Origin of the sequence: Neobacillus jeddahensis (assembly GCF_000612625.1) — a bacterium.
Lineage (GTDB): Bacteria > Bacillota > Bacilli > Bacillales > Cytobacillaceae > Neobacillus > Neobacillus jeddahensis.
This window is the reverse complement of record NZ_CCAS010000118.1, coordinates 1-2920: the sequence shown is the minus strand read 5'-3', so window position 1 is coordinate 2920 and position 2920 is coordinate 1. Positions and strand designations below refer to the sequence as shown.

At 42.6% G+C, this 2920-nt stretch carries 2 protein-coding genes and 11 tRNA genes; 2 read left to right on the top strand and 11 right to left on the bottom strand.

Features of this window, described 5'->3' with window-relative positions; genetic code table 11:
- The first annotated feature begins 106 nt into the window (after window positions 1-106).
- Both TY15_RS22810 and tagU read left to right on the top strand, forming a co-directional pair.
- Complete coding sequence (locus TY15_RS22810; protein WP_211199106.1) at window positions 107-277, top strand: hypothetical protein; 171 nt, start codon at window positions 107-109, stop codon at window positions 275-277.
- 262 nt (window positions 278-539) lie between these two features.
- Window positions 540-1463, top strand: coding sequence for a polyisoprenyl-teichoic acid--peptidoglycan teichoic acid transferase TagU (gene tagU / locus TY15_RS22805; protein WP_040203330.1), 924 nt, complete (start codon window positions 540-542; stop codon window positions 1461-1463).
- Between the two features lie 225 nt (window positions 1464-1688).
- On the opposite strand, the gene TY15_RS22800 is transcribed toward tagU, so the two are convergent.
- From TY15_RS22800 to TY15_RS22750, 11 genes are all read right to left on the bottom strand, one after another.
- Window positions 1689-1762 (bottom strand) — tRNA-Arg (locus TY15_RS22800).
- A 90-nt stretch (window positions 1763-1852) separates the two neighbouring features.
- Window positions 1853-1927 (bottom strand) — tRNA-Asn (locus TY15_RS22795).
- A 15-nt stretch (window positions 1928-1942) separates the two neighbouring features.
- Window positions 1943-2019, bottom strand: a tRNA-Ile gene (locus TY15_RS22790).
- A 13-nt stretch (window positions 2020-2032) separates the two neighbouring features.
- A tRNA-Gly gene (locus TY15_RS22785) sits at window positions 2033-2103 on the bottom strand.
- Window positions 2104-2112: 9 nt separating this feature from the next.
- Window positions 2113-2186, bottom strand: a tRNA-Cys gene (locus tag TY15_RS22780).
- 6 nt (window positions 2187-2192) lie between these two features.
- Window positions 2193-2267: transfer RNA gene (locus TY15_RS22775), tRNA-Gln, on the bottom strand.
- 16 nt (window positions 2268-2283) lie between these two features.
- A tRNA-His gene (locus TY15_RS22770) sits at window positions 2284-2359 on the bottom strand.
- 5 nt (window positions 2360-2364) lie between these two features.
- Window positions 2365-2449, bottom strand: a tRNA-Tyr gene (locus TY15_RS22765).
- Window positions 2450-2464: 15 nt separating this feature from the next.
- Window positions 2465-2537: transfer RNA gene (locus TY15_RS22760), tRNA-Phe, on the bottom strand.
- A gap of 201 nt (window positions 2538-2738) precedes the next feature.
- Window positions 2739-2815 (bottom strand) — tRNA-Asp (locus tag TY15_RS22755).
- Window positions 2816-2818: 3 nt separating this feature from the next.
- Window positions 2819-2892: transfer RNA gene (locus TY15_RS22750), tRNA-Met, on the bottom strand.
- Between the last annotated feature and the right edge of the window lie 28 nt (window positions 2893-2920).

The window sequence follows — 2920 nt, the reverse complement described above, 5'->3', positions numbered from 1 at the left end:
TCAGGCCCCCTTGTATATATTCCGTTGAAATTGACGATGCTAGGGGTAGAAAAAGAATGTGTGTTGGAGGTTTTTTATAATGGGGAGAGATCTAGGGAGCATTTTTATGGAGCTACAATTGGTGAAGAACAAGGAACTAACAGACTGTAATAACGAGCTTAATAGCGACAACTATAATGCCGTCGTTAGAAAAGCGTTATTAGTGTACAAACATGAGCTGCTGGAGAGTCTGGAAATGTATGACCATTATCTTGATAAACGCGAAACCCTCCTATAAGAGCAAAAGGTCCCATTTCATAGGGGCCTTTTTTCTATCAACTTTTCTATCAATTCGAACTGAACCCCGAACAGCCACTTTGATCAAAGTCATAGAATAGAAGTTCACTTCCCTACCATATAATCTTGTAAAACGAAAGTATTAGGCAATTAGTATGAACTCATTGGAATTTCCACAATTTTTTTCTATCCTCATCGCTATTTTTTTGCTATTCTATAACTTAGATGTTAAAAAATTGTATTTTTTTTGGAGGAAATGTCGAATGAGGACCGCTAAAAAGAAAAGAAAGTGGCTAAAGGTAACTGGAATCATCCTTTTAGTGTTATTGGTTGCTGGTGGGGCCTATGCCTACACTGTTTATAAATCATTTAAAAATGCTGTCACAACGATGCATCAACCAATTGATCGGAAGCAATCGGAAAAGCGTCAAGAACCTGTAGCTTTTACAGAAAAGGACCCCTTTTCTGTACTGATGTTAGGGGTGGATGAACGTGAAGGGGACAAGGGTCGTTCTGATACGATTATTGTCTTAACCGTCAATCCAAATAACAATTCAGTTAAAATGCTCAGCATCCCCCGGGACACGCGGACGGAGATCGTCGGAAAAGGGAAAGTAGATAAGATCAACCACGCCTATGCTTTTGGTGGAGTGCCCATGTCAATGGATACCGTTGAAAACTTCCTCGACATCCCAATCGATTATTACCTTCAAGTGAATATGGAAGGATTTAAGGATATCGTAAATGCTGTTGGCGGCGTTACCGTCCAAAACGACATAGACTTTACCCAGGATGGATTCCATTTTACTAAAGGTCAATTGACTCTTACCGGAGATAAAGCCTTAAGCTATACTAGAATGAGATACGAAGACCCGAGAGGCGACTTTGGCCGTCAGACTAGACAGCGTCAAATTATTCAAGGGATCATCCAAGAAGGCATAAGTTTATCCAGCTTGACCAATTACTCAGATATTTTTGGAGCACTTGGAAAAAATGTTAAAACAAACCTTACTTTTGATCAATTAATGGACATTCAGAAGAATTATAAGGAAGCCGGAAAAAACATCCAACAAATGGAGATCAAAGAACAAGGAACAAAGATAGATGGCATCTATTATGGATTGGTTTCTGATGAAGAAAAACAAAGAGTTCAAAATGAATTGAAAACGCAACTTGAACTGAATTAAAGCTTGTAAAAGGCTGAATAGGCGATGAACCTATTCAGCCTTTTAGTTATGTAGGCTTAGGACGCTTGCTTGCTATTATAAAGGTAAGAACTTACATATGTTTAATACAGGACTTTACATAATTGTTGATGGAATTGAAACAGATAGAAAAATATTTTTTGAACACAAAAAAGCCTGGATAAGCTAAACTTATCCAAGCTGTTTTTTTTATAATATGTTCATTTACGCGCCTTAGAGGATTCGAACCTCTGACCGTACGCTTAGAAGGCGTATGCTCTATCCAGCTGAGCTAAAGGCGCATGGATCTATGGATGGGAATTCGACCCTAGCAACGGTGATACAAGATATGCCTATACCAGCGATACCACTTCAGTGTTTTCCCTAAAAAATGGCTCCGCAGGTAGGACTCGAACCTACGACCGATCGGTTAACAGCCGATAGCTCTACCACTGAGCTACTGCGGAACAGTATATCTATTATGGTGGGCCTAAATGGACTCGAACCATCGACCTCACGCTTATCAGGCGTGCGCTCTAACCAGCTGAGCTATAGGCCCATAATAGAAGAGAAGCGGGTGATGGGAATCGAACCCACTACATCAGCTTGGAAGGCTGAGGTTTTACCAGTAAACTACACCCGCATATGAAATTGGAGGCAACACCCGGATTTGAACCGGGGATAAAGGTTTTGCAGACCTCTGCCTTACCACTTGGCTATGCTGCCTAACTTTGGCTGGGCTAGCTGGATTTGAACCAACGCATGTCGCAGTCAAAGTGCGATGCCTTACCGCTTGGCTATAGCCCAATATTAAAAAAAGAAATGGGGCGGCTGATGGGAATCGAACCCACGAATGCCTGAACCACAATCAGGTGCGTTAACCACTTCGCCACAACCGCCACGATGGTGGAGGGGGACGGATTCGAACCGCCGAACCCTGAGGGAGCGGATTTACAGTCCGCCGCGTTTAGCCACTTCGCTACCCCTCCGTAAAATAAAAAAGATGGCTCAGGACGGAATCGAACCGCCGACACAAGGATTTTCAGTCCTTTGCTCTACCGACTGAGCTACTGAGCCATAAAATAAAGTTGTACCCTACAATTAGTATGCAGTAAGTCCTTTGCTCAAAAGAACTTTCGTTCTTTCTCGCAGATTGCCGCAGAAGCTTATTCAGTGTGGTGAGCAATCCGCTCTACCGACTGAGCTACTGAGCCAAGATATGTATATCGTTTTTGCAAAAAAAGTTCAACAAAAATAGTTAAACGATTAAGATATAAATGGCGGTCCGGACGGGACTCGAACCCGCGACCTCCTGCGTGACAGGCAGGCATTCTAACCAACTGAACTACCGGACCAAATTGCGGGGGCAGGATTTGAACCTACGACCTTCGGGTTATGAGCCCGACGAGCTACCAGACTGCTCCACCCCGCGACAATAAGAAAGAAATAAAGTTTTTTTC

What these genes read in the sequence shown, in the direction of transcription:
- TY15_RS22810 (WP_211199106.1), top strand. Translation starts at nt 107, where the DNA reads ATGGAGCTACAATTGGTGAAGAACAAGGAACTAACAGACTGTAATAAC.
- tagU (WP_040203330.1), top strand. Translation starts at nt 540, where the DNA reads ATGAGGACCGCTAAAAAGAAAAGAAAGTGGCTAAAGGTAACTGGAATC.